Annotated in this window: 23 protein-coding genes; 4 read left to right on the top strand and 19 right to left on the bottom strand. The window is 66.3% G+C overall.

All coding sequences use genetic code 11. The features are described 5' to 3' along the window. Nucleotides 1-41 precede the first annotated feature (41 nt). Nucleotides 42-1,079: a class II fructose-bisphosphate aldolase gene (fbaA, locus tag ACFWB0_RS19405; RefSeq protein ID WP_378492091.1), complete on the bottom strand. Its 1,038-nt coding sequence runs from the start codon at nucleotides 1,077-1,079 to the stop codon at nucleotides 42-44. A gap of 125 nt (nucleotides 1,080-1,204) precedes the next feature. Here fbaA and ACFWB0_RS19400 point away from each other — a divergent pair, with 125 nt between their 5' ends. Continuing rightward, nucleotides 1,205-2,110, top strand: coding sequence for a VTT domain-containing protein (locus ACFWB0_RS19400; protein WP_378492090.1), 906 nt, complete (start codon nucleotides 1,205-1,207; stop codon nucleotides 2,108-2,110). Between the two features lie 9 nt (nucleotides 2,111-2,119). Here the strand turns inward: ACFWB0_RS19400 and ACFWB0_RS19395 are convergent, their stop codons facing one another. From ACFWB0_RS19395 to ACFWB0_RS19385, 3 genes are all read right to left on the bottom strand, one after another. Further along, nucleotides 2,120-3,238 carry a glycoside hydrolase family 76 protein gene (locus ACFWB0_RS19395; protein ID WP_378492089.1) on the bottom strand — a complete coding sequence of 373 codons (1,119 nt, stop codon included), beginning with the start codon at nucleotides 3,236-3,238 and terminating at the stop codon, nucleotides 2,120-2,122. Nucleotides 3,239-3,334: 96 nt separating this feature from the next. Continuing rightward, entirely contained in the window at nucleotides 3,335-3,946 is a 612-nt protein-coding gene (locus ACFWB0_RS19390; RefSeq protein WP_378492094.1) for a TrmH family RNA methyltransferase, read from the bottom strand. A gap of 89 nt (nucleotides 3,947-4,035) precedes the next feature. Further along, nucleotides 4,036-4,689, bottom strand: a complete 654-nt coding sequence (locus tag ACFWB0_RS19385) for a hypothetical protein (RefSeq protein WP_378492088.1) — start codon at nucleotides 4,687-4,689, stop codon at nucleotides 4,036-4,038. A 58-nt stretch (nucleotides 4,690-4,747) separates the two neighbouring features. Between ACFWB0_RS19385 and ACFWB0_RS19380 the strand changes: the two genes are divergently transcribed. Beyond that, on the top strand, nucleotides 4,748-5,194 hold the full coding sequence (locus ACFWB0_RS19380; protein WP_378492087.1) for a hypothetical protein: 447 nt from the start codon (nucleotides 4,748-4,750) through the stop codon (nucleotides 5,192-5,194). Between the two features lie 28 nt (nucleotides 5,195-5,222). Here the strand turns inward: ACFWB0_RS19380 and ACFWB0_RS19375 are convergent, their stop codons facing one another. The 8 genes from ACFWB0_RS19375 to clpB all read right to left on the bottom strand — a co-directional run bounded on the left by ACFWB0_RS19375 (nucleotide 5,223) and on the right by clpB (nucleotide 13,902). Beyond that, nucleotides 5,223-5,942 (bottom strand): lysoplasmalogenase family protein, encoded by a 720-nt coding sequence (locus ACFWB0_RS19375; protein ID WP_378492086.1) that lies wholly within the window; start codon nucleotides 5,940-5,942, stop codon nucleotides 5,223-5,225. A gap of 146 nt (nucleotides 5,943-6,088) precedes the next feature. Continuing rightward, nucleotides 6,089-7,204: a galactokinase gene (gene galK, locus ACFWB0_RS19370; RefSeq protein WP_378492085.1), complete on the bottom strand. Its 1,116-nt coding sequence runs from the start codon at nucleotides 7,202-7,204 to the stop codon at nucleotides 6,089-6,091. After that, nucleotides 7,201-8,271 (bottom strand): galactose-1-phosphate uridylyltransferase, encoded by a 1,071-nt coding sequence (gene galT, locus ACFWB0_RS19365; protein ID WP_378492084.1) that lies wholly within the window; start codon nucleotides 8,269-8,271, stop codon nucleotides 7,201-7,203. The genes galK and galT overlap by 4 nt, the downstream gene beginning before the upstream one ends. 16 nt (nucleotides 8,272-8,287) lie before the next feature. After that, a complete protein-coding gene (gene pyrE, locus ACFWB0_RS19360; RefSeq protein WP_378492083.1) occupies nucleotides 8,288-8,827 on the bottom strand; it encodes an orotate phosphoribosyltransferase in 540 nt (179 codons plus the stop codon). Between the two features lie 79 nt (nucleotides 8,828-8,906). After that, on the bottom strand, nucleotides 8,907-9,539 hold the full coding sequence (locus tag ACFWB0_RS19355) for a LemA family protein (RefSeq protein ID WP_378492082.1): 633 nt from the start codon (nucleotides 9,537-9,539) through the stop codon (nucleotides 8,907-8,909). 147 nt (nucleotides 9,540-9,686) lie between these two features. After that, entirely contained in the window at nucleotides 9,687-10,346 is a 660-nt protein-coding gene (locus ACFWB0_RS19350) for a hypothetical protein (RefSeq protein ID WP_378492093.1), read from the bottom strand. A 28-nt stretch (nucleotides 10,347-10,374) separates the two neighbouring features. After that, complete coding sequence (locus ACFWB0_RS19345) at nucleotides 10,375-11,274, bottom strand: hypothetical protein (RefSeq protein ID WP_378492081.1); 900 nt, start codon at nucleotides 11,272-11,274, stop codon at nucleotides 10,375-10,377. A gap of 72 nt (nucleotides 11,275-11,346) precedes the next feature. Then, complete coding sequence (clpB, locus tag ACFWB0_RS19340; RefSeq protein WP_378492080.1) at nucleotides 11,347-13,902, bottom strand: ATP-dependent chaperone ClpB; 2,556 nt, start codon at nucleotides 13,900-13,902, stop codon at nucleotides 11,347-11,349. Nucleotides 13,903-14,147: 245 nt separating this feature from the next. On the opposite strand from clpB, the gene ACFWB0_RS19335 reads away from it, so the two are divergent. Next, nucleotides 14,148-15,308: an FAD-binding oxidoreductase gene (locus ACFWB0_RS19335; RefSeq protein ID WP_378492079.1), complete on the top strand. Its 1,161-nt coding sequence runs from the start codon at nucleotides 14,148-14,150 to the stop codon at nucleotides 15,306-15,308. 15 nt (nucleotides 15,309-15,323) lie between these two features. On the opposite strand, the gene ACFWB0_RS19330 is transcribed toward ACFWB0_RS19335, so the two are convergent. The 3 genes from ACFWB0_RS19330 to ACFWB0_RS19320 form a co-directional block, all read right to left on the bottom strand. Beyond that, the gene (locus ACFWB0_RS19330) at nucleotides 15,324-15,893 is read right to left on the bottom strand and encodes a hypothetical protein (protein WP_378492078.1); all 570 of its coding nucleotides are present in this window, start codon (nucleotides 15,891-15,893) and stop codon (nucleotides 15,324-15,326) included. Nucleotides 15,894-16,041: 148 nt separating this feature from the next. After that, nucleotides 16,042-17,259: a globin domain-containing protein gene (locus ACFWB0_RS19325; RefSeq protein ID WP_378492077.1), complete on the bottom strand. Its 1,218-nt coding sequence runs from the start codon at nucleotides 17,257-17,259 to the stop codon at nucleotides 16,042-16,044. A 390-nt stretch (nucleotides 17,260-17,649) separates the two neighbouring features. Continuing rightward, a complete protein-coding gene (locus ACFWB0_RS19320) occupies nucleotides 17,650-19,218 on the bottom strand; it encodes an AMP-binding protein (RefSeq protein ID WP_378492076.1) in 1,569 nt (522 codons plus the stop codon). 190 nt (nucleotides 19,219-19,408) lie between these two features. Here ACFWB0_RS19320 and ACFWB0_RS19315 point away from each other — a divergent pair, with 190 nt between their 5' ends. Continuing rightward, a complete protein-coding gene (locus ACFWB0_RS19315; RefSeq protein WP_378492075.1) occupies nucleotides 19,409-20,200 on the top strand; it encodes an FAD-binding oxidoreductase in 792 nt (263 codons plus the stop codon). 20 nt (nucleotides 20,201-20,220) lie between these two features. On the opposite strand, the gene ACFWB0_RS19310 is transcribed toward ACFWB0_RS19315, so the two are convergent. The 4 genes from ACFWB0_RS19310 to ACFWB0_RS19295 all read right to left on the bottom strand — a co-directional run bounded on the left by ACFWB0_RS19310 (nucleotide 20,221) and on the right by ACFWB0_RS19295 (nucleotide 23,349). Further along, nucleotides 20,221-20,622: a nuclear transport factor 2 family protein gene (locus ACFWB0_RS19310; RefSeq protein ID WP_378492074.1), complete on the bottom strand. Its 402-nt coding sequence runs from the start codon at nucleotides 20,620-20,622 to the stop codon at nucleotides 20,221-20,223. An 11-nt stretch (nucleotides 20,623-20,633) separates the two neighbouring features. Beyond that, the gene (locus ACFWB0_RS19305) at nucleotides 20,634-22,343 is read right to left on the bottom strand and encodes a 3-ketosteroid-delta-1-dehydrogenase (RefSeq protein WP_378492073.1); all 1,710 of its coding nucleotides are present in this window, start codon (nucleotides 22,341-22,343) and stop codon (nucleotides 20,634-20,636) included. A gap of 101 nt (nucleotides 22,344-22,444) precedes the next feature. Further along, nucleotides 22,445-22,960 carry a nuclear transport factor 2 family protein gene (locus ACFWB0_RS19300; RefSeq protein WP_378492072.1) on the bottom strand — a complete coding sequence of 172 codons (516 nt, stop codon included), beginning with the start codon at nucleotides 22,958-22,960 and terminating at the stop codon, nucleotides 22,445-22,447. Next, on the bottom strand, nucleotides 22,960-23,349 hold the full coding sequence (locus tag ACFWB0_RS19295) for a nuclear transport factor 2 family protein (RefSeq protein WP_378492071.1): 390 nt from the start codon (nucleotides 23,347-23,349) through the stop codon (nucleotides 22,960-22,962). Before ACFWB0_RS19295 ends, ACFWB0_RS19300 begins: the two co-directional genes overlap by 1 nt. Nucleotides 23,350-23,509: the final 160 nt, after the last annotated feature.

Genomic DNA, 23,509 nt, shown 5'->3' with positions numbered 1-23,509 from the left:
AGCCGGCGCCCCTTCTTCGGTACTGCTGAACAGCTGGTGATCTACTTGGCGGACACCGAGCGGCCCGCGGACTTGAGGTCGTTGCACGCCTCGATCACGCGAGCGGTCATCGACGCCTCTGCCTTCTTCAGATAGCTGCGCGGGTCGTAGACCTTCTTGTTTCCGACCTCGCCGTCGATCTTGAGCACACCGTCGTAGTTGCTGAACATGTGTGCCGCGATCGGGCGGGTGAACGCGTACTGCGTGTCGGTGTCGACGTTCATCTTCACGACGCCGTAGCTCAGTGCCTCGTCGATCTCCGACTTCAGCGAGCCCGAGCCGCCGTGGAAGACGAGGTCGAAGGGCTTGGAACCGTCCTTGAGGCCCAGCTTCTTCGATGCGGCCTTCTGGCCTTCGTCGAGGATTTCCGGCTTGAGCTTGACGTTGCCGGGCTTGTACACGCCGTGCACGTTGCCGAAGGTCGCGGCGAGGAGGTACTGGCCCTTCGCCCCTGCGCCGAGCGCATCGACGGTCTTCTCGAAGTCTTCGACGGTGGTGTAGAGCTTGTCGTTGATGGCGTTCTCGACGCCGTCCTCTTCACCGCCGACAACACCGATCTCGATCTCGAGGATGATCTTCGCGGCGACAGCATCGGCGAGGAGCTGCTGAGCGATCTCGAGGTTCTCGTCGAGCGGGGTGGCGGAACCATCCCACATGTGCGACTGGAACAGGGGATTCTTACCTGCGTCGACGCGCTCCTTGGAGATCGCGATGAGCGGGCGGACGAAGTCGTCGAGCTTGTCCTTGGGGCAGTGGTCGGTGTGCAGGGCGATCGTGACGTCGTACTTCTCGGCGACGACGTGCGCGAACTCGGCAAGCGCGACCGCGCCGGTCACCATGTCCTTGACGCCCAGGCCCGAGCCGAACTCCGCGCCACCGGTCGAGAACTGGATGATGCCATCGCTACCGGCGTCCGCGAAGCCCTTGATAGCGGCGTTGATGGTTTCGGACGACGTGCAGTTGATGGCCGGGAACGCGAAGGAGTGCTCCTTGGCGCGGGCGATCATCTCGGCGTAGACCTCGGGAGTCGCGATAGGCACAGCGGCTGTCCTCCAGATGAGTATGGATCGGCTACCCGCTCGGGTGTGGCAGGTGCCCTTGTCCCTGCAGTATGTCAATAGGCACGACGTTTAGATACTCGGGTGGACCTCACATTCGGCACCCGATGGTCCGTCGCGATTCGAAGCAGCTTCCGCACGTCGGTACTCTGGGGATCGTGAATTTTGTCGAAGCCTCGGAATCTGTGACCAATTTGGCCCTGCTCCCGGGCTTCCTCGACCCCGTGAACCTGTTGAATTCGTTCGGCACCTGGATGCTCGTCGGGCTCCTGCTGGTGGTGTTCATCGAATCGGGCCTGCTGTTTCCCCTGCTACCCGGCGATTCGCTGCTGTTCACCGCAGGTCTGATCGCGGCGTCGAAGTCTGCGGAGGTCGAGCCGTTCGCGCCGCTGTGGGTGCTCATGGTGACGATCCCGATTGCGGCGATCCTCGGCGATCAGGTGGGCTACTACATCGGCACCAAGGGCGGCGCGAAGCTGTTCAAGAACAACGACGCGAAGCTGTTCAAGAAGAAGTACCTCGACGAGTCGCATCGATTCTTCCTGCGGCACGGTCCCGCAATGATCTTCTTCGCCCGGTTCGTTCCCATCGTCCGCACCTACGCGCCGCTCGTGGCGGGCGCCGCGAAGATGCCGTATCGCGTGTTCATCGTCTACAACGTGATCGGCGGCATCGTGTGGGGCGCGGGCGTGACGCTGCTCGGCTACCTTCTCGGCCAGATCTCGTTCATCGCCGACAACGTCGACATCATCTTCCTGCTCATCGTGTTCGTGTCGGTGCTCCCGATCATCAGCGAGGTCGGCAAGCGATTCCTGACGGCACGTAAGAACGCCGGAGCAGAAGGCACCGCGTCGGACGAGACCTCGGCGGAGCAGACCGGTTCTGCCAGTGCTCTCTCGGGCGCCGAGCACGCACCGACGACCCCCATCCCGACCGCGCAGTCCGCGGCACAGACCTCGGCGCCGACCACGCCGATCCCGATGATCAACACGGATCCGAACAACCGGCGATAACGACGTCGGTCAGGGAGACGCCACCACCGCGTGCGCGGCTTCCATGAGCATCCAGCCACCGAGCTGCACCGACAGGTCGCGTTCCGCGATCGACGACGAACGCACCGTGCCTGCGGCGAACTGCGCGACCGTGCCCGACGAACCGGGCAGTCGTGCGGGCGCGGTCCAGTCACTCCCGAACAGCGGTAGCCCTTCGATCTGCAAGCGGTTCTCCCACGCACCGTCGGCCGAGGCCAGCACGATGCGGCGAGCCGCGGCGCGTGCTCGTACGTCGTCGGAGTCCTGCACCGGCAAGGTGGTCGCGACCACAGCGAGGTAGCGCGCGAGGATGCCGTTGAACAGGCCCCCGTCACCTCCCCCACCACCTGCGATGACGCTCCGTTCGGTGAGTTCGTTGTCGACGGCGTCGACGAGCGCATGCACCCGCGTGCGATGACGAGAGTCGTCGCACCGGGTGGCGAGCTCGGTCTCGAGTCCGAGCACCACACCCTGGCAGTACGAGTAGATGGCGCGTTCGGGTACGCCGTGACGGATGCCGTCGAAGATGAGCCCGGTATCGGGATCGACGAGGCGGTCGTTGATCCACTCGGCCATCTCCTGCGCCCGCGCGAGCTCGCCCGACCGCGCGAGCAACAACGCTGCCGGACCGTTGGCAGGGGTGTTGAAGAAGTCGTCACCGCGTCGCCACGGGATTCCTCCGCCGTGCTCGGGTTGCCACGCATCGTGCAGTTGACCGACGAGGGTGGAGATCGCGGTGCGGTGGTCGATATGCAGGTGCCGTTGGGCACGGTCGAGGGCCAGACCGAGCCACGCCATGTCGTCGAAGTAGTTGTTGGTCCAGCCCGTGATGTTGCGGATGCGGTGGCTGCGGGTCAGCTGTGCCACGCGGCGGCGGCCGCGCGGGGTATCGTCGCCGTCCTTCGCCTGCCGCTCTGCGGCGTCGACCGCGAGGTCGATCAGGTGCGCCTGCCACCAGTAGTGCCACGAGCCGAAGAGGCGTTCGCGTCGCGTGGCGGGCCAGCCGACGACACCGAGTTCCGTACCGGGTAACCCCCAGAGTCGACGCACGTGCCGCGCAGCGACGGCAGCTTCGGCTGCATCCGCCCGATCGGCCCACATTTCTGGCATGCCGTAATCTTCCTCGTCCCACAACAGCGGCGGGGCCACATGGCCCGCGCTACTTCATCTGCACAGGGAGCGGGGGCGTTACTACAGACCGAGTCACTACCAAGCGTCGGCGAGGTCGGCGTGCCGGCGGACCCATGCGTGCATGGCGATTCCTGCGGCGACGCCCGCATTGATCGAGCGGGTGGATCCGAACTGCGCGATCGACACCGTCATCGACGCCACCTCGCGTGCTCGTTCGGTCACACCCGGCCCTTCCTGCCCGAACAGCAGTAGGCAGTTGCGGGGCAGTTCTGCCGTCTCGAGCGGCACGGACCCGGGGGTGTTGTCGACGGCGACGATCGTCAGATCGTGCTCGACGGCCCAGTCGATCAGCGCATCGACGTCGGGGTGGTGTTGAAGATGCTGGTAACGATCGGTGACCATGGCTCCGCGGCGATTCCAGCGGCGTCTGCCCACGATGTGAACGGCGGCGGCCGCGAACGCATTGGCGGTGCGTACGACGGTGCCGATGTTGGCATCGTGCGCGAAGTTCTCGATCGCCACGTGCAGCGAGTGTCGGCGGGTGTCGATGTCGGCGACGATCGCGTCGCGCGTCCAGTACCGATACGAGTCGACGACGTTGCGGCGGTCGCCGTGTTCGAGCAGTTCGGGGTCGTACTTCGGGTCGGTGGGTGGCGGTGTCCCGAATTCGTCGATCCACGGTCCCATGCCGTGCGGATGCTCGCCCCATTCCGTGGGTCCGGGGACGGTGAGAGGGTCCTGTTCCTGGTCCGGCCCGGTTTCTCGGTCAGGCACGGTCAGAACGTCTCGTTCGAGCCGGATGCGACGGTGAATCCGTGTCCGGTGGTGTCGTTGGTGCACGTCACGTCGGCTTCGGTGGTCGCGCACGTGTAGCCGAGCTGCGAGAGCGTCGCCCCCGCGGGCAGCACCTCCGCAGACCCTTCGACGGGCAGGTAGACAGGACCGCCCGAGCACAGGAACTCACCGGGACCGCTGTCGACCACACGCATCCCGTGGCCCCAGTTGACAACGCAATTCTCGGGCTGCGGCGGCACCGGATCGGTGACGCCTTCGCAGCCCGCTTCGGTACGACCCGGGAGTTGCACGATGCCGCACGCGAATGCCCCGTCGGGGGTCGTGAAGTAGTACGACTCGCCCTGTTCGAACGCGACCGCGGCCAGTGTCGGCGGTGCCTCGGGAGTCGGCGCCTCGGTCGTCGTCTCCGAAGGCGGAAGTTCGGAGGGCAGTGTTTCCGAGGTGGTGGCTTCTGTCGTGGCCGGTGCAGCGGTCACGCTCGTGGTGGTCACTGTTGTGGTCTCCTCGGCCGCGGCATCCGGCTCGTCTGCGGATCCCCCACACCCACTCAGAACCAGTACAGCTCCCAACGCAACCACAACCGACGACACGCGCACCTTCACACCGCTCCCTCCGACGAGCACAGAAAGTGCCACTCTATCGACCGACGGTCGACGCGCGGTCACGCGCTAGTGTGGGAGACGGAGGGGCATCATGAAACACAAGCGCATCCTGCGTGTGGTCGCGTTCATCACGGTCGGCTATCTGATTCTGCTGTCGCTCTGGCTGAACCTGTTCTATCCGGATTCCGCCGAAGGCACCGAAGGCTTCCAGGTGATGTTCCTCGTCTGCCTGTACGGCGCGCTGCTGGGTCTGGGCATGTTGCTCGCCGATCACACCACCCGCGCAGACCGCAAGATCGAACGCGAAGGGATCGAGGGCTGGGCGACGATCCGCGCCGCCACCCCGCTCGGCTCCGTCATCGGCAACGTATACCGAACCGAATTGGATCTGGATCTGATGGTCCCCGGTTCCGAGCCGTACAGCGGCAGGGTGGTATTCGAAGCGGACCGCAATGACCTGTCGCGGTTGGTGGCCGGCCAGGTGGTGTCGGTACTCGTCGACCCCGACGACCATACGCGGATCCTGATCTACCCTTGACGAATCACGTGCGCCTCACCGCGACAGGTCATTTGCGTCGGACGAGCGCGAGCATCCCCTCGACGAGAAGCAACTGCGCGGCCGCGTAGGTGGCGAGTACGAATCCTTCCGCTGCTGCCCGCGACGACTTGCTCTTCAGCAGGGTCCGCCGCTCGACGATGGTGCCGTCGGACAGGGTGAACACGAGCCCGCCGAGACCGAGCCAGCTGCGCCGGTCGGCGTTCGGAAACACGAGACCACCGGAGGTCTTCGCTCCGGGTGCGAGGGACGGGTCGGCCGCGAGTGTCGCAGTGGTCGCCAACACTGCGCCGTACGCGGTCAATGGCGCGGCCACCGAGCGGCTCCGCCACCCGAGCAGTCCGGCGGCTCCCAGGACCGCGGGCACACGCTGCAGCACCGCGGTACGGGTCGGGCGGGCGCCGTGCCGGGCGAGCAACGTCGAATACGCAGTCTGCATCACCGCGAAAGATCCTGCACCGCGCAGGATCCGACTGTCGTCGTCGGGGTCGATCATGAACACGTCGCCCACGGTCGCGGCGGTCAGGCCGACGAGGAGCAGCGCGGCGTCGCCGCGGTCGAGGTCGCGGGAGCGGCGCAGCACCCGCACGGCGAGCGACGGCGCGATCAGCGGCTTCGCGACCTTCTGCACCGACTCGTTGCCCAGGACTCCGCCGACCACCGTTGCCGCGCTCGCGACCGCGAACACGGTGTGTTCGACACCCCACTTGTTCCGAGTGAACCAACCCATGGGCGCACAGTACCCGGCAGTGCTTCAATGCCTCTCGCACGGTAACGTTCCCGCGACGATCCCAGTTATCTGCACGCGCAATCGCGGTAGCGGGAAGCTGGAATCGTCGCGGCTGGACTTCGCCACGCCGACGGCACCGTCGGTGTTCAACAGCGGCACGCACCGGGAGACGGCGTGGCGTGCAGGAACACCGGCGGCGGAAAACCTTGGGCTTCAGCTGTCGCAGTCACAGCCGCCTCGATTCCCGGCACGTCGTTGCTCTCGCACAACGCGATCGCCGAGCCTCCGAATCCACCGCCGACCATGCGCGCCCCGTGCGCTCCCGCCGCGGTCGCCGTGTCCACGGCGCTGTCGAGTTCTGCGCAACTGACCTCGAAATCGTCGCGCAGAGACCGATGCGACGCGTCGAGCAACGGGCCGAGGTCGCGCACGCGACCGGCCCGCAGTGCGTCGGCTGCCGTGCGGACGCGGGCGATCTCGGTGACCACGTGTCGCGCGCGGCGCTTCAGTGTCGGGTCGTGCAGTGCGGACACGGATTCCACTTCGCGGAGGGGGTGGCCCAGTAGCCGGGTCGCCTCTTCCACCTCGGTCCGTCGCGAACCGTACCGGCCGTCGACGAGCCGATGCCCCGTCCCGGTGTCGATGACCAGCACCGTGAGGCCTGCCGCGGCGGTATCGACGGGGATGTGCTCGACGTGCCCGTCGGCGCAGTCGAGGAGCAGCGCGTGACCTGCGCGGCCGCGCAGGGCGATCTGTTGATCCATGCCGCCGGTGGGTGCACCCGCGTAGTCGTTCTCCGCACGCGCACAGGCGCGGGCGAGGGCGTCACGTCCTTCGTCGTCGACGGGGAGCCCGCACAGATCGGCGAGCGCCAGTGCCACGGACGCCTCGAGCGCGGCGGACGACGACAGACCCGCACCGACCGGAACCTCCGACGCGATCGCAATGTCCGCTCCGCGGAAGCCGGGCGGGTCGAGCGCCCACACCACACCGGCGGCATACGCACCCCACCCTGCGACGCGTCCGTCCGTCTCGACCTCCACGGAGTCGAATCCGTTGCTGTGCAGGCGGAGCCGGCCATCGATGCGACGACGCACCGCGGCCGCAGTCACCTGGGGAATCGCCATCGGCAGGCACAGTCCGCCCGCGTAGTCGACGTGCTCACCGATCAGGTTGACACGACCGGGTGCGCACCAGATGCCATCGGGGTCGCCGCCGAACGCAGTGGTGAACGCGCGCCACGCGTCGTCGGAAATCGTCACGGTGCGAGCTCGCGTAGTCGCTCGGCGATGCGCTCGGGTGTCGTGTCGCTGATCCACGCGCCCATCGCCGATTCGGATCCCGCCAGATATTTGAGCTTGTCGGGGGCACGGCGCAGCGAGAAGATCTGGCAGAACAACCGGCCGTGCTCACGTCCGTCCCCGACGGGTGCCTGATGCCATGCCGCGATGTACGGGACGCGGTCGAGTCCGTCGAAGAACCGGTCGACGCGACCGAGCAGGTCGCGATAGGCGAGCGCGAGCTCGTCGCGTTCGGCGTCCACGAGCGCAGTGAGATCGGGGACGTCGCGGTGCGGTGCGAGATGCACCTCGATCGGCCACCGTGCCGCGGCAGGAACATACGCGGTCCACCATTCGCCCGACCACACCACGCGGGTTCCGGTACGACGTTCGGCGTCGAGAATGTCGCGTTGCAGCGACCCGCCCGTGCGTTCGTGATGGTCGCGGGCACGGTCGATCAGCGTCTGCGTCCGCGGCGGAAGGAACGGGTATGCGTAGATCTGTCCGTGCGGATGTTCCAGTGTCACACCGATTTCGACGCCGCGATTCTCGAAGCAGAAGACCTGCCGAACCCCCGGTAGCGACGACAACGCGGCGGTACGGGAGGCGAGGACGTCGATGACGGTGCGGGCCCGTGTCGCGGGGAGGTCGGCGAAGCGCGCGTCGTGGTCGGCGGTGAAGGCCACCACTTCGCACCGACCTGCTTCTCCCGAGCCGAGGGCAGGAAAACGGTTCTCGAACACGACGACGTCGTAGTCGGCCGCCGGGATCTCGGTGGCGGTGCCACCTGTGGACTCGGTGCCGGGTCTGGTCGGGCACAGGGGGCAGTCCGCGGCCGAGGGCAGGAACGTGCGATCCATACGGTGCGCGGCGAACGTCACCGGTTCCCCGGTGAGCGGGTCGATACGGATTTCCGATGTCGCCGTGACCGCCGGAAGTGCACGACGGTCGTGTGCGACACGGGTGGCACCTCCCCCGACGTACGGTTCGGTGTCATCGAAGAAGATCAGTTGGCGACCGTCCGCAAGTTGTGTGACGGTCTGCCTCACCCGTGGGTTCACGGTGTCAGGAGTTGTCGAGGCCCAGGTCGGCGAGGCCGAGCAGCGACCGGTACTCGACGTCTTCCGCGGCGATGACCTCGTCGGCTCCGGTCGCGCGGTCGACGACGGTGGCAACTCCCACGACGATCGCTCCCGCATCGCGCAGTGCCTTGACTGCGGTGAGCGGCGAGTTCCCGGTGGTGGTGGTGTCTTCGACGACGAGCACTCGCTTGCCGACGACGTCGGGGCCTTCGACCTGCCGCTGCATGCCGTGGGCCTTGGCCGCCTTGCGGACGACGAACGCGTCGATGGGGCGACCGGGTGCGTGCATGATGGCCATCGCGACCGGGTCGGCGCCCATGGTGAGTCCGCCGACCGCGTCGAAGTCCCAGTCGGAGACGAGTTCGCGCAGGAGGGAGCCGATGAGCGGTGCAGCGCGATGGTGCAGGGTCGCGCGACGCAGGTCGACGTAGTAGTCGGCTTCCTTACCTGACGACAGGGTCACCTTGCCGTGTACTACTGCCAGCTCACGTACCAGTGCAGCCAGTTCGTCGCGGTCGCTCATCGCACATCCTCACCGTCGTCTCGTTCACCGCCGGTGGCGGAACCGGCGCGAAACGAGCCTAGTCGCTGCCGGCGGGGGTTCAGGCGGCGACGGTCCCCGAGCTCTTCTTGTCGCTCGGCTCGGGGGCGGTCTGTTCGTCGGTCCGATTCTCGACTGCGGATGGCTCGGTTGCGGTGTCCGCTGCCAGCGCTGCCGGAACCTCGAACATCGGGACGGCCCGCACTCCGGCCAGCATTGCGAACAGCGACGTCGGAACTCTCGACACCTGGGTGTTGAGTTTGCCTGCCAGGTCGTTGTGGACGCGGACCGCACCGGCGATGCGCTGCTCTCGGGTATCCAGTTCACGGGCGACACGGATGAACGGCCAGTGGTTGGCTCCGTCGCAGACTCCGATGAGCTCGTGCAAAGCAGCTGACAGCGCGTTCTCGGTGGCCGCACGCTCGGGGAGATCGAGACGCTGGTCGCGCATCGCGATGGCGAGGGAACGGGCTCCCACGACCGGACTGATGCGGCTGCGCTCGACACCGGCACCCGCCGACGCCGCGATGAGCGCGGGGATCAGATCGTAGCGATCATCGAGTTCGTTCAGGAGCAGGCGCAAGCTGTCCCTGCGTCTGGTGAGAAGGGTCCGTAATCGTCGGATTCCCAGCCGAATCCACAGCAGCGTCACTGCCACCACTGCCACAACCATCACCACAGCCACAGGTGTCACGGCGAGAAATGTACAGACCTCAATCGGTTCGCACGACGAAGGATCCGGCGTGTCCTCCCGGGCGTGTCCGTACCGTGATCTGTCGAGCCGGCAGATCGGGTCACCGGGATGTGCTGCGACGACCGCGCGTGAGGTATGCCGGGCAGGTCAGCGATGTGCGGACGGGCGTCCCGGATCGTGGAAGCTGCGGTCGACGTTGTCGGGGTCGACGACGGGCGGGAGGACGTGCAGGATGCCCGAGAGGCGCGCGACCGCTTCGATCGCCGCGTCCCATTCGCGTCCGTTGCTTCCCACCGGGATCGAACCGAGCGTCCATGGACCTTCGCTCCACAGCATCTGGACGTGCTCCGGGATCGACTGGGTGAACGACACCATCCGCTGGTCGCACACGCGTCGGGCGATCTCGAGGTCGGTGGAGAACACGATGCGAGGGCCGATCGACCCGAGCAGATTCATGTCGGAGTCCTTCGGCGGGGGCGTCGACTTGAGGCGCAGGTCGATGTCGACGTCGGACCCGACCTTGCGGCGTACCGCGACGATCGTGGCGGTTTCCTCGATGTCGAACAGGATGAATTCCTCACCCCGACGTACTCCGCGCACAACGTCGATCGCGCCGAGGTACTCCTGCTTGGCCAACGCCGCGCGATGCCAGTTGGAGGGCAGCCGCTCGTCGGAGTCGGTGTACTTGTACCCCTGGGCGCGGGCCCAGATTTCCCGCACGCGCCCTGACTGTTCCCTCCGCGTGCGGTCGATGTACAGCAGAGCGAGCGCGCCGAGGAGCGCGATCGCCGCCAGACCGAACCACATGAATGTCATCGCGATCAGCCTAGCGTCTTCAGTTGCCCGGGTTGCCGAACGAGGGGAGCGACGCGCTGATGACGGTTTCGGCCGTCATCTGTCCGTTCTCGACGGGGCTGCCGGTCGCGACGACGGTCGCGCCGATCTCGAGGGCCTCGGGCGATGACCCCTTCAACGTGATGATCTGGGTTTCCGGCGTGAACAACACCGTGGTGAGCGATCCGCCGATGCCGCTGAGCGTGATGCTGCTGCCGTCGTTTGCCGTGATCGATCCCACGACGGCACCGGTCTGGCCGATGACGTCACCGAGACCGCCGGGAAGTTCGTCGAGCGGCAGCCCGAGCGTTCCTTCCGGCGCGGTGGCCGGCGGCGGTGTCGTGGTGGGTGCGGGCGGCATGGTGCGGCTGGTGGCCGGGCCGGTCGCGGTGGGGTCGGGGTCGTCGCTGCTTCCGCTCAGGAGGAATCCGACGATCCCGCCGAGCACGATGAGGACGAGGGCGGCGAGGGCCAACAGACCCCAGCGTGGACCGCGCGGCGTCTTCTCGGGTTCCGCCGGCTGCCCGTAGCCGGGCGGGGGTGCGGCGGGCGGCTGGTATCCGCCTCCGGGATAACCGGCCGGTGGGTACTGTCCCTGCTGGTACTGGGCTTGCGAGTACTGGGCTTGCGGGTACTGGGCCGTCGGATGTTGCGCAGCCGGTTGCTGGCCCTGCGAGTATTGCCCCAGGGGTTCGCCGAGTTGCTGAGTGGGGTTCGGGGGCGGCGCTGCCGAATCGAAGCGCGGATCGTACTGCGGATACACCAGGGTCGGGTTCGTCACCGGCTGCCCGTACGCCTCCGTCGGGTCGTCGGTGTGCAGCACGCGCGTCTCGTCGTCATCCGGCTCGTCGTGCGGGTAGGCACGTTCCTGCGGTGTGCGCGGATCGTTCGGATTCGTCATGGCCCCTCCCAAGGTACCGATACGGGGCCGGTCCCGGTGACTGTTGCCACCGGGACCGGCCCCGCACCGGTGTCAGACGCCGAGGACCAGGCTGTCGGCGTCGTCGCTCACACCGACCTTCACGGTGTCGCCGTCGCGGATCTCCCCCGCCAGCAGCTTCTTGGCGAGCTGGTCGCCGATCGCCTGCTGAATGAGCCTGCGCAGCGGACGCGCGCCGTACTGCGGGTCGTAGCCACGCACCGCGAGCCACATCCGTGCCGCTCCGCCGACTTCGAGGGTGAGACGTCGCGCTTCGAGACGCTTCGCCAGCTGGTCGATCTGGATGTCGACGATCCGTTCGAGCTGCTTCTCGGACAGCGGGTCGAAGATCACGACGTCGTCGAGCCGGTTGATGAACTCCGGCTTGAACGCCATGCGCACCGCCGCCATCACGTGGTCCTTGTCCCCACCCGCACCGAGGTTCGAGGTGAGGATCAGGATGGTGTTGCGGAAGTCGACCGTGCGGCCCTGACCGTCGGTGAGTCGTCCGTCGTCGAGCACCTGCAGCAGCGTGTCGAACACGTCGGGGTGTGCCTTCTCGACCTCGTCGAACAACACCACCGTGTACGGGCGACGACGCACCGCCTCGGTGAGCTGACCACCGGCGTCGTAGCCGACGTAGCCGGGAGGCGCACCGACGAGCCGGGCGACGCTGTGCTTCTCGCTGTACTCGGACATGTCGATCCGCACCATGGCGCGTTCGTCGTCGAACAGGAAGTCGGCGAGCGCCTTGGCGAGCTCGGTCTTGCCGACGCCGGTGGGCCCGAGGAACAGGAACGATCCGGTGGGGCGGTTCGGGTCGGCGACACCGGCACGGGCGCGGCGGACCGCATCCGAGACGGCCTGTACGGCTTCGCTCTGGCCGACGACACGGTGGCCGATCTCGTCTTCCATGCGCAGGAGCTTCTCGGTTTCGCCTTCGAGCATGCGGCCGGCGGGGATGCCCGTCCATGCGGCGACGACCTCGGCGACGTCGTCCGGGCCGACCTCCTCCTTGAGCATCACATCGCCGTCGGACGCGGCACCCGACGCCTTCGATGCAGCGTCGAGCTTCTTCTCCAGTTCGGGGATCCTCCCGTAGCGCAGCTCCGCGGCCTTGCCGAGGTCGCCGTCGCGTTCGGCGCGTTCTTCTTCACCGCGCAGCGCTTCGAGTTGTTCCTTGACCTCTCGGACGGAGTCGATCGCGGTCTTCTCGTTCTGCCAGCGTGCGGTGAGCTGGTTGAGCTTCTCGCGTTCGTCGGCGAGTTCGCCCCGCAGCTTGTCGAGCCGATCCTTCGACGCGGCGTCGGTTTCCTTCTGCAGCGCCATCTCCTCGATCTCGAGGCGACGGACGATGCGTTCGACGGTGTCGATTTCCTCGGGTCGCGAGTCGATCTCCATCCGCAGTCGCGACGCGGCCTCGTCGACGAGGTCGATGGCCTTGTCGGGGAGGAAGCGCGACGTGATGTAGCGGTCGGACAGGGTCGCGGCGGAGACCAGCGCGGAGTCGGTGATGCGCACGCCGTGGTGCACCTCGTAGCGTTCCTTGAGTCCGCGCAGGATGCCGACGGTGTCCTCGACGCTCGGCTCACCGACGAGTACCTGCTGGAAGCGGCGTTCGAGGGCGGCGTCCTTCTCGATGTATTTGCGGTATTCGTCGAGAGTGGTGGCACCGACCAGTCGAAGTTCACCGCGCGCGAGCATCGGCTTGATCATGTTGCCCGCGTCCATCGCGGATTCGCCGGTCGCGCCTGCGCCGACGATGGTGTGCAGTTCGTCGATGAAGGTGATGATCTGGCCGGCTGATCCCTTGATCTCGTCGAGGACGGCTTTGAGTCGTTCCTCGAATTCGCCGCGGTACTTCGCACCCGCGACCATCGAACCGAGGTCGAGGGAGATGACGGTCTTGCCACGAAGGGATTCGGGGACGTCCCCTGCGATGACGCGCTGCGCGAGGCCCTCGACGATGGCGGTCTTGCCGACGCCGGGTTCGCCGATGAGAACCGGGTTGTTCTTGGTGCGGCGCGACAGGACCTGCACGACGCGACGGATCTCGTTGTCACGGCCGATGACGGGGTCGAGCTTGCCTTCGCGGGCACGTGCGGTGAGGTCGGTGGAGTACTTCTCCAGGGCCTGGAAGGTGCCTTCCGGGTCGGCGGTGGTGACACGGCCGGTGCCCCGCACCGTCGTGAATGCTTCGCGCAATGCTTCCGGGGTTGCACCCTTACCGGTGAGCAGCCTGGAGGTGTCCGAGTCTCCACTCGCAAGGCCCACGAGCACATGTTCGGTCGAGACGAATTCGTCGGTGAGTTCGGTCGCGAGTTTCTGCGCCGCGGACAGCGCGGCGATCGCTTCACGGCCGAGTTGCGGTGTGGTGGTCGCGCCGGTCGCGGTGGGCAGTTTATCGACGAGGTCGTGTGCCTCTGCCCTGATCTGGGCGGCGTCGACGCCGACCGCCTTGAGCAGCGGGCCTGCGATGCCATCGGTCTGGTCGAGCAGCGCGACGAGCAGGTGCGCCGGACGGATGTCCGGGTTGCCCGCAGCGGATGCCGACTGCAGTGCTGCCGTCAACGCCGCCTGGGTCTTCGTCGTGGGGTTGAACGAGTCCACTACGGGCTCCTTCCGTTCTCGAGTGAGTCTGTATCAATTCTGTACCCATAGACTCGGGTCTGCGGGCACTCGATGGTTTCAACGAGCGCAAAGTTGAGTTTGTTCCACTCAACTTTGCGCTGAATAGTGATTCCCCTCACTATTCCGAACTGTCGATCACGCGACCGCGTCGAACATGTGGCCGACCCGCGAGGAAACGACTACAGTGGCGGCGTCCGAATCAGCGCACTACGTGGGAGGATGGCGTGGAGGCGTTCGCCATCGCCCGAGTGCAACTCAGCTTTGCTTCGATCACCGCAACCCCGACCGGGCCCGAGCGGTTCGCCACGTCGTTCTACACCGCGCTGTGGAGCGAGACGACCGGCACCCGCGAGTTGTTCCCCGCAGGCATGGAGAACATGCGGCAGCGGTTCACGACCGCGGTCGGCTGGGCGGTCAACAAGCTCACCGACTTCGACGGCCTCGACGCCTTCCTCGGTCAACTGGCCCGCGACCACCGCAAATACGGAGTCCGGCCCGAGCACTTCCGCGCCGCCGGGCACGCACTGCTCGTCGCAGTGCGGGAATGCACACCGATCATCCTGTGGACGGCCATGCTCGAGCGCACGTGGGCCGAGGTGATCGCCCACTTCACCGAGACGATGGCCGTCGCCGCGGCGGAGGACGATCTGCCCGCAGCGTGGGGCGCCACCGTCGTCGGACACGAACGCGTGCTCGCCGATCTCGCGATCATCCGCCTCGAAACCGACAGCCCCATCCCGTTCCACGCCGGCCAGTACATGAGCGTCCAGATCCCCCAGCGTCCCCAGATGTGGCGGTATCTTTCTGCAGCAATCCCCCCGAATCCTCAGGGACAGATCGAGTTCCACGTCCGACGTGTCTCGACCGGGTGGGTCAGCGGGGGTCTCGTCGGTGAGGTCGTGGTCGGCGATCGGTGGACGATCGGTCCACCACTCGGAGGCCTGCAGGTCGACCCGGACAGCAGTCAGGACGTACTCATGATCGCGTCGGGTACGGGCCTGGCGCCACTACGCGCCCAGATCATGGAGATGGCGATGCGCGGCACGAATCCGCGCACCCACCTGTTCTACGGCGGAACCTACCCGTGCGATCTCTACGATCTGGAAACGTTGTGGCACATCGCGATGACGAATCCGTGGCTCACCATCACCCCCGTCATGGAGGAGCTGGAGAACCCGTACTGGCATCCTGTTCCCGTGCGCGAAACGCCCCCGGGTCTCCCGGAGCCGATTCAGGGAAAGCTGGGTAAGGTCGTCGCGAGTTACGGATCGTGGTCCGATCACCAGATCCAGATCTCCGGGTCGCCGTCGATGATCCGCACGACGCTGTATGCCTTGTCTGCCGGGGGGACGCCCCGGCAGAACATCAGCTTCGACCCGCTGTAAATCACGCCCGTGAGATCACGCCCGTGAGATCACGGCGCGCGCGAAGTCGGGGTGCGCGTCCTGCACCACGAGCGCCGAACCGTCGTCCGCAAGTGCCACTCCCACTCCGGCCCGTCGATGCTCGATCATCCGCAGTGCGACGTAGAGCGGCACGAAGGACACCGCGAACACCACGAGCAGCGCGATCCCGTAAGGGCGAGGCGCACCCTGCAGCAGTGCGAACACCAACGCCAGAAACAGGACCGCGAGCGACGTGAACAGCGCTGCCGCGGCGATCTGCCAACGCAGACGCGCCGTGACACACCGCGCACACACCGGCCACTCCACCGCTGCCACCTGCACGGTGTAGGCCGCGGCGAGCGCCGAACCCAGCCGGCTCTCACTGTGCTGCGCCTGCGACCTGTCCGACTTGATCGTCACCCGCACCCGGTCGGTCTCGGGGTCTCCGTGTCGCGAGCAGATCGGCGGCACCGGCTCCACCGGCCGTAGTGCGCCTTCTCCACTGAATGCCGATCCGAAGAGAGCCCCGTCCGAGCTCTCGACCGGCACTCGTACTTCCACCCGCTGCGGGTCCCCGTTCGCCATGCGAGGCAGTATGTCAGGCGACACCCCACATCGGTAGATCGGGCATAACGGGCACTTTCAGACCGGTCGCAAAGCTTCCTCCCGTCGTCCGGCCTTCCGTTGACTCACGACCCACGGAAACCCGGACGAGGTGCGGACACTTCCACTCTCAGCTCGGCAACCACTTGTCGGGTCCGAACACCTCGTAGTGGATGTTGCGCTCCGGAACACTGCGCTCCACAAGCGCACCACGCACGGCCTCCATGAACGGCAGCGGCCCGCACAGGTAGACCTGGGTGTCGGGCTCGACCTCGACCTCGCTCAGATCGATCCGGCCGGCGCGGGTCGTGTCGCTCGCGGGCCGGACTCCCAAATCCTCGTACCAGTGATGGAGGTGAGCGCCCGGTAGTCGATCGACGAGTTCGGAGAGCTCTCGTCGGTGCGCGTGCCGTGACGGCGCGCGATCTGCGTGGAGCACGCTGACATACCGGTCGGACTCCGTGCGAGTGAGATAGTGCAGGAAGCCGATGATCGGGGTGCAACCGATTCCCGCGGAGATGAACAGCAACGGAGCATCGGTGTCGTCGAGGAGGAGATCACCGTACGCCCGCGACACCTTCAGCTCGTCGCCGTCGAACAGGTTGCGGTGCAGATGGTTCGACACCTCCCCTTCGGGAATGACGTGACCATCCTCCGATGTGGTCTCGGGGATCGCCTTGACCGTGATTCCCCAGTACTGGCGCTGTGGAGCGCGAGTGAGGCTGTACTGCCTGATCTGTTGAGCGCCGTCCGGGAGTCGGACGGCCACCGAGACGTACTGCCCGGGTCGCGCGAACGGTAATGTCGACTCGTCGGGGAGCGCCAACGCGAACGAGACCGTGTCGGGTGATTCCTGGGTTCGTTGCCGGACGACGAGTTGCTGCCACACCTCCCCGGGTTCGACCCCCGATTCCCGGTACAACTCGTTCTCCATCGAGATGAGAGCCTTCGCCATCTCCCAATAGACCTCGTCCCACGCGGCCCCGACCTCTGGGGTCACAGCATCTCCGAGCACCTCGACGATCGCGTCGAACAGATGCTTGTGAACGATGTCGTACTGGTCGGCGATGATGCCGAGCGACGCGTGTTTGTTCGCGATCCGCGAGAGCAAGTCGTCGGGTTCTGCGACGCTCTCGGAGACCAGCAGGGTGGCGTATGCGGCGATCGCTCCGGCGAGAGCTCGTTGCTGGTCACCCTGCGCTTGATTCCCCCGGTTGAACAGATCCTTTTCGAGTTCGGGATGCGCGGCGAACATCCGACGGTAGAAAATAGGAGTGATATCGCCGATGGCGGCGCCGACGACGGGAAGGGTCGCGCGCACAACCTCGGCGTTCTGTGCAGACAACATGATCCAACGGTAGGCCTACCACGCCCGCCAGGACCCGCATTCGGGCTTTTCACCTGTGGAAACGAGCATGCAGGATGGTTCTCGGCAACCGCCGAGAACCATCCTGGTGACACTATTGCGCGGACCCCGTCTTCAGCAGCTCCAGAATGATGCCGACGATCACGTCGATGAGTAGCGGTGCAACAGAACCCATTTCATTCCCCTCCCGATGAATGCCATACACCGCGCTCGATGTACAGCGGTGATGCGGTGATTCGAATCCCCATCACCGGAAGTAATCCTCACCCGAGTCGGCGGTTTCCGCTTGCCACGTGACAGACGTCACCCCATAGGACTGGGCAAAGTTGTGACGCTGCACAACTTTTCGGCTCCCGACTTTCGGACGTACCCCTATCGGTACGACGCGCGCAGCGTCTTCTTGTCGAGCTTGCCCAGCGGCGTGAGCGGCAGTGCGTCGAGGAAGTCCACCGACTTCGGCGCGTGGACGGACCCCTTCGCCGCGCGCACCTTCTCGATGAGCTCATCGGCCGGAACATCCTGCCCGTCGCGCAGAACGACACACGCCTTCACCGCCTCGCCCCATTTCTGGTCGGGCACACCGACGACCGCGACCGACGCGACCGCCGGATGCGCCGAGATGACGTCCTCGATCTCGCGGGGAAAGACGTTGAACCCACCTGTGACGATCATGTCCTTCTTGCGGTCGACGATCGTGAGGAACCCGTGCTTGTCGGCGCGAGCGACGTCGCCGGTATGCAGCCATCCCCCGCGCAGCGCCTCGGCCGTCTCGTCGGGCTTGTTCCAGTAGCCCTTCATCACGAGGGGGCCGCGCACACAGATCTCACCGAGTTCACCCTGCGGCACTTCCTGCAGGTCGTCGTCGAGCAGGCGGACGTCGAGCCACGGCACCGGGCGGCCGCACGAGGCGAGGCGTTCGGGGTCGTCGGCGAGGTGCTCTTCCTTGCGCAGCACCGCGATGCTCATACCGCATTCCGACTGGCCGTAGAACTGGAAGAACACCTGCCCGAGACGCTCGATGCCCTCGCGCAGCCGGGCGGGCGACATGGCCGAGGCCCCGTAGAAGAGGGTCTGCAGACTCGACAGGTCACGATTGTCGAAGTCGGGGTGGTCGAGCAGCATGTAGATCATCGTCGGGACGAGCATCGTGGCGTCGATGCGGTACTTCTCGATCGCTTCGAGAACAAGACCGGGCTCGAAGTAGGGCAGCACGTAGAGGCAGCCACCGCGCAGCAGTGTGGGAACGAAGAACGCGGCTCCGGCGTGGGACAGCGGCGTACAGATCAGGAATCGAGGCTGCTCCGGCCACTGCCACTCGGACATCTGGATCTGCGGCAGCGCAACACCGGACCGGAAAGAGCCCATCACGCCCTTGGGCTTGCCGGTGGTGCCCCCGGTGTAGACCATCGACGAAGTGTCCTCCGCGTCGACATGCGCCGCGACGAGTCGCTGTTCGGTGAAGGTGTCGGCCAGCGCGAGGATGTCGGTGGCGATCTTCGAGGGGCCGAGCGAGAACAGATTCTTCAGGGTCGGCACCTGCGTCTTCAGTTCGGCGGCGCGCTCCTCGAAGTGCACGGGGTCGAACACGAGGGTCTCGATCTCCGCGTCGGCGGTGATGTACAGGTGGTCGTCGAGCGACCCCATGGGGTTGAGAGCGCTGTTGCGGCACCCGGCGATCATCGTCGCGCCCATGTTGATGAGAACCTCGGGACGGTTCTTCGACAGCACCGCGACCGACGAGCCCTGCCCGACCCCGACCGACGCGAGTGCCTGCTGGTAGCGGCTGATGGCCGCGCGCATCTCGGCGCCCGTGAGGACGACATCACCCAGGTGCAGCGCGGGGCGGTCGGCACTGCGGTCGAGTGCGGTGATGAGCAGATCCGGGTTGTAGACGGGGCGATGCAGCTCTGCGTACTCCCCGGGTTCTACGTTCTCAGGCATCGGCATCCTTCCGATCGTGGTGACGGCGTCGGTGCGATGGCCGGCAGGTCGGTATATGGCGACCATCACATGCTGTCCGTCACGATAACCGCTCCCCGACCAAAACTGAAACACGTTCCACTCTGTGACATGTCCGAATTTTCGCCTAGAGTGTGGGAACACCGTGCGCACATCACCAGGGGATCCATACATGCAGTCGGCTACGTCCTCATCGCCCGAAACCGAAGTCGCCGTGTCGGCGACCGTTGTCGAACACCACCGGCTCCGTCACGATCTCGCGGTGATTCGGCTCGAATGCACCGAGGGCATGGTCCCGTTCCGTGCGGGTCAGTACGTCGACGTGACGGTGCCCCAGCGCCCCAACCTGCCGCGGCGCCTGTCTCCCGCGTTGCCGCCGTCGATGGACGGCAAACTCGAGTTCCACGTGCGCACCGTCCCCGGAGGCTGGGTCAGCGGCGCGATCGTGAGCGACACCCAGCCGGGCGACGTGTGGGCCATCACCGCACCACGCGGTGGCGATCTCCACCTCGACGACACCGGCCGCATCGCCATCATGGTCGCCGCAGGCACCGGGCTCGCGCCGATGCGCGCGTTGATCCTCGACGCCGCCCGCCGCGAGAATCCGCCGCGCACCTTCTTGTTCATCGGCTCGCGATCGCCGCGCGATCTGTATGCGGCCGACATGCTTTCGCTCCTGGGTGAGGCACTGCCGTGGCTGACGGTCGTCCCCGTCGTGGAGTCGGTGGAAGACCCCTCGGTCCCCGACCCCTGGTACCAGCGGATCCTCTCGCGCGTGGGCGATATCGGCGCCGAACCCGATGATCTGCTCGAGGGCAGCCTCGACGAGATCGTCACGTCCTACGGGGCGTTCGGCGATCACCAGGTCCTCGTGTGCGGACCGGGCGCGATGGTACAGACGACGGTGCAGCGGCTGACCGAATCGGGTACTCCGATCGCGAACATCCGCTACGACCCGTACTGACCGCCCTCCCGAACAGGCGGCTACATGCCGATGACTCGGCGATCGCCGAGCTCGGCGCGGATCCGCACGGTCCGCGCCGCGAGCCGCCATCCGTCGGACGTACGACGCCAGCGGTCGTCGTAGTCGCCCATGCATTCGTAGGTGAGGCCTGCCAGGTCGCCGATCCCCGTGTGGAACGCCCGGAAGCTGCTTCGCACCGCGGCGTCGCTTCCGTCCTGCTCGATCCGGACGTTGCCGATCAGATGCTGGGTAGCACCACACACGTCGAGGCAGTACCTCACGCGTGCAACGGTTTCCGCGACACCGACACTTCCGTACGAATGGGTGTCATCGGTGAGCGACGCCGCGAGCGTCACCCAGTCCTTGTCGTCGAGACAGGTCGCCATCGCGAACAGACTGTCCGCGATGGCGGCCCGGTCCATGCTCATCACCGTCAGGAAGTCACCTTCGATTTCGCGGCGTCGAGGGCGGCGATGTGGCCGTACACGAGGCCCTGGCCGATCGTCGCGCCCGCACCCGGGTACCGGTTGCCGAACGCATTGGCAGCGGTGTTGCCGATCGCGTACAGACCGTCGATGACGTCGCCGTCCTCACGCAGAACCCTGCCACGTTCGTCGGCGCGCAGGCCGCCGCACGTGCCGAGATCGCTGAGCGTCATCTTCACAGCGAAGTACGGACCGTGATCGAGCGGACGCATGTTCGGGTTGGGCTCGACCGTCGGATCGCCGTAGTAACGGTCGTACGCGCTCGCGCCACGGTTGAATTCCGCGTCGACACCTGCGGCGGCGTCCTCGTTGAACCGTCGGAACTGGTCGGCGAACGACTCGACGGGCACGCCCATCGACTCCGCGAGCTCCACTGCATTCGTGCCCTGGTGGGCGATTCCGGCCTTGTACCAGGACCCGGGGATCGGTGCGCGCGGGAAGAGCCCGGCTGCGAACATGTAACTGTTGCGGTACTTCTGGTCGAACACGATCCACATCGACTCGATCGGATCACCGGCGCGCTCGCGCTCGAGGACTAGCTGTCCGAAGGACATGTAGTCCGACGACTCGTTGGTGAAGCGACGACCGGTCTGGTCGACGATGAACGAACCCGGCAGCGACCGCTCGGCGAGCATCACCAGCGGCGCCTTGCCCGGCTTCGTCGGTGCGACGGCGGGGAACCACCAGGCCTGATCCATCAGGTCGACGTCTGCGCCGATCTCCTGCGCGATCTTGATGGCGTCGCCGGTGTTACCTTCGGCGCCCAGGCTCTCGCCGTCGAGCAGCGACTCCGACTGGAACTTGCGACGCCATTCCATGTCGTGATCGAACCCGCCGGCGGCGAGCACGACGCCGCGGCGCGCGGTCACCGTCACCTCGCGGCCGTTCTGCTCGAGAACCGCGCCGGTCACCCGGTCGCCGTCCTTGACGAGCCGGACGAGCGAGGTCTCCGTCCACACCGGGATGTTCGCGTTCAGCACGCCCGCGAACAGGCCCGCCGCGATGGCCTGCCCACCGGCGGCGTACTCACGCTTGACGGCAAGTCCGGCCACGCCCTGAGCGAGACGACGGAAGATGCGCGAGAACCCCTTGACGGGCGTCCGCACCATCAGGTTCATCCACTTGTAGTCGGCGCCGGTCGTGGGCATCGGGAGTCCGGCGTCCATCAGACCCGGGCGCAGCCGGCCACGTTCCGCACCGAGCTGAGAGAGGTTGAAGGGGCGGCACTCACAGGTGCGGCCGACGGCGGCACCGCCGGGACGCTCGGGGTGGTAGTCGGAGTAACCCTCGGCCCAGAAGAACTTCATCGGCGTGGTGCGCTGCAGCATCGCCACCGTCTCGGCGCCGTTGTCGACGAACGCGTCGCCGCGCTCCACAGGAGCGGTGCCGTCGACCACCGAGCGCACGTAGGTGCGGCCACGCTCGACCGTGTCGCCGGTCTTCGCTTCCTTCAGCACGGGGTTCGCAGGCATCCAGAACGCACCGCCCGAGCGGGCGGTGGAGCCACCCACATACTTGGTCTTCTCGACGACGAGCGAGGACAGACCGAGTTCCTTCGCGCTCAACGCCGCAGCCATGCCCGTACCCGAGCCGATCACGAGCAGGTCCACGGTTGTGTCGCGGGCGGGGGTAAGGGGCGGTACTGCGCGTTTCGCCATCGAGGATTCTCCTTCAATTTCGGTGTCCACCGGACGGTAGGTCGCTTCGGGAAGCTCAGATGCGGCTCATCCCGCCCAACGGGATTCATGCTGCTGCCGCGTCATCTGCGGTAACTGTAGAAATCGGGCGTGTGATCGACCCGGAGCCGCGTGAGGTTTCGGTAGCTGATCAACCACGTCCCGTCGACCCTGCGGTATTCCTCGTGGTAGTGGCCCCAACCGTGCAAGTGTTCCTCCACATCACCGTTGGCCCACCACAGCACGTCCTCCATCGCCCAGATCCCCGTCGCGGTGGTATCGGAGGTGAGGACGATCTCCGGGTTGTGCCCGTGATGGGCCGACGTGACCGGGACGGGTCCGTCGAGGAACTGCTGGATCATGTTCTTCAGCGGTTCCCGGCCCACGACGGCACCGGGTCGCTGCGCGGGCGGCAGGTGGCTGTGGTCGCCGCCCTCGAGACGGAACGTCTCGCTGACCACATCCTCGGTGTGCAGCTCGGGATAGCGCTCCCATTGCTTGGTGTCCATCACCCGGAGCCGAGCCGCGAAGAGCCGTTTGATCTCCTCGATCGCCAACGCCTGTTCTGCAGGAGTGAGGGTGAGGGCGGTACCGGACATCAGAGCGTCCGCAGGTCGGCAGGCGACCAGAACGCCCGCATCGACGTGATGCGGCCCTGCTCGTCGAAGGTCATCACATCGATCGGCTCGACCTCGTAGGTGGCGCCGCCCATCGGGGTGGTGACGCGGAAGTGGAACGCTGCGTTCGCTCCACTGATCTTGAGGCTCAGCAGTTCGGTCGTCTGCTTGCTGCCGTCGAGCGCGCCGTAGAACTTCGTGATGGCGTCGCGGCCGACCTTCGGCTCGCTACCGACCGGATCCTCGAGGGTTGCGTCGTCTGCGTACAGGGCGGCGATGGTCGTCGACGAGCCCGACTCCAGTGCGGCCATGTAGCCGGTCACCGTGGCGCGGATCGTGTCGGCCGAAGGGATGCTCTCGATTGTGGACATGCGGGCGACGCTACGACGGTCCGATGTCCACAGGGATACAGTTTCCCGTTGAGCGAGAGACCGGATCCTCGTGCCCTGTTCGACCGCTGATCGGGAGCCGGATCGGTATCTCCCGATCGCGTACCGGACACTGGAAGGACAGTGTCACGGCCTGGTAGGT

This window comes from Rhodococcus sp. NPDC060086 (genome assembly GCF_042730275.1).
GTDB lineage: Bacteria > Actinomycetota > Actinomycetes > Mycobacteriales > Mycobacteriaceae > Rhodococcus.
The sequence above is the reverse complement of the archived record's forward strand: the minus strand, read 5'-3'. Positions and strand labels throughout refer to the sequence as shown.

Bases quoted from the DNA above. Each gene is read 5' to 3' on its own strand.
- ACFWB0_RS19300 (WP_378492072.1), bottom strand. From the start codon at position 22,960: ATGTCCGGTACCGCCCTCACCCTCACTCCTGCAGAACAGGCGTTGGCG.
- ACFWB0_RS19345 (WP_378492081.1), bottom strand. From the start codon at position 11,274: ATGACGAATCCGAACGATCCGCGCACACCGCAGGAACGTGCCTACCCG.
- ACFWB0_RS19295 (WP_378492071.1), bottom strand. From the start codon at position 23,349: ATGTCCACAATCGAGAGCATCCCTTCGGCCGACACGATCCGCGCCACG.
- ACFWB0_RS19390 (WP_378492094.1), bottom strand. From the start codon at position 3,946: ATGGGACCGTGGATCGACGAATTCGGGACACCGCCACCCACCGACCCG.
- ACFWB0_RS19320 (WP_378492076.1), bottom strand. From the start codon at position 19,218: ATGCCTGAGAACGTAGAACCCGGGGAGTACGCAGAGCTGCATCGCCCC.
- pyrE (WP_378492083.1), bottom strand. From the start codon at position 8,827: ATGAGCGACCGCGACGAACTGGCTGCACTGGTACGTGAGCTGGCAGTA.
- ACFWB0_RS19315 (WP_378492075.1), top strand. From the start codon at position 19,409: ATGCAGTCGGCTACGTCCTCATCGCCCGAAACCGAAGTCGCCGTGTCG.
- ACFWB0_RS19325 (WP_378492077.1), bottom strand. From the start codon at position 17,259: ATGTTGTCTGCACAGAACGCCGAGGTTGTGCGCGCGACCCTTCCCGTC.
- ACFWB0_RS19395 (WP_378492089.1), bottom strand. From the start codon at position 3,238: ATGCCAGAAATGTGGGCCGATCGGGCGGATGCAGCCGAAGCTGCCGTC.
- ACFWB0_RS19380 (WP_378492087.1), top strand. From the start codon at position 4,748: ATGAAACACAAGCGCATCCTGCGTGTGGTCGCGTTCATCACGGTCGGC.
- ACFWB0_RS19310 (WP_378492074.1), bottom strand. From the start codon at position 20,622: ATGGACCGGGCCGCCATCGCGGACAGTCTGTTCGCGATGGCGACCTGT.
- ACFWB0_RS19305 (WP_378492073.1), bottom strand. From the start codon at position 22,343: ATGGCGAAACGCGCAGTACCGCCCCTTACCCCCGCCCGCGACACAACC.
- ACFWB0_RS19350 (WP_378492093.1), bottom strand. From the start codon at position 10,346: ATGTGGTTCGGTCTGGCGGCGATCGCGCTCCTCGGCGCGCTCGCTCTG.
- ACFWB0_RS19375 (WP_378492086.1), bottom strand. From the start codon at position 5,942: ATGGGTTGGTTCACTCGGAACAAGTGGGGTGTCGAACACACCGTGTTC.
- ACFWB0_RS19330 (WP_378492078.1), bottom strand. From the start codon at position 15,893: ATGGCGAACGGGGACCCGCAGCGGGTGGAAGTACGAGTGCCGGTCGAG.
- ACFWB0_RS19400 (WP_378492090.1), top strand. From the start codon at position 1,205: ATGGTCCGTCGCGATTCGAAGCAGCTTCCGCACGTCGGTACTCTGGGG.